The sequence below is a fragment of the Haloferax sp. s1 genome (assembly GCF_058382125.1).
Genome location: NZ_JBZRPK010000088.1, coordinates 1 through 977 on the forward strand (window position 1 = coordinate 1; position 977 = coordinate 977).

Here is a 977-nt window from a genome sequence, read left to right on the forward strand (position 1 = left end):
TGGCGCCCGACCGGGGGTCGCCCATCGGCGTGGTCCGGGTCGACGAGGCGGCGCTGGCCTGCCTCGAACCCGCCGGCCGCGACCCGGAACACATCGAACTCGTCCGCGAGTACCGCGGCGCACAGGGTCGCTTTGGCGAGCAACCCCCCGAGTACACGGAAACGGTCGATATCGACCTCTCGGTGGTCGAACCGAGCCTCGCCGGACCGAAGCGCCCGCAGGACCGCGTCCCCATGGGAGACATGAAGACGCACTTCCGCGGACTCGTCCACCGCGAGTTCGAAGACGACCTCGGCGATGTCGACGAAGTCGAACTTGAACGCTGGCTTGGCGACGGCGGCCGAACCGACGGCGGTGCCGCGGCCACCGAAGTTGCAGCCGACTTAGACCCGCTGACGAAACAGGTCACCGTGGAGATGGACGACGGTACGGAGGCGGAAATCGGCCACGGGAGCGTCGTCGTCAGCGCCATCACGAGTTGTACGAACACCTCGAACCCTTCCGTCATGGTCGCTGCGGGTATCCTCGCCCGCAACGCACTTGAGAAGGGTCTCGACGTACCGAACTACGTCAAGACGAGCCTCGCACCCGGCAGCCAAGTCGTCACGGAGTACCTGAAGGAAGCCGAACTCCTGCCGTATCTCGAAGAACTCGGCTACGACGTCGTCGGCTACGGCTGTACGACCTGTATCGGAAACGCCGGGCCACTCCCCGAACCCATCGAGAACGCCATCGACGAACACGACCTGTGGACGACGAGCGTCCTCAGCGGCAACCGAAACTTCGAGGCGCGCATCCACCCGAGGATTCGTGCGATCTACCTCGCTAGCCCGCCGCTCGTGGTCGCCTACGGTCTCGCGGGACGGATGGACATCGACCTCGAAACGGACCCGCTCGGTACCGACGAGGACGGCGAACCGGTCTACCTCGCCGACATCTGGCCGGACACGACGGAAGTCCAGGAGACGATTCACAAC

1 protein-coding gene is annotated in these 977 nt (G+C 65.4%); it reads left to right on the forward strand.

Going from position 1 to position 977, the window contains the following annotated elements:
- Positions 1-977, forward strand: a 977-nt coding sequence (locus QT222_RS00605) for an aconitase family protein (RefSeq protein WP_491475962.1), incomplete at both ends; no start/stop codon positions are given.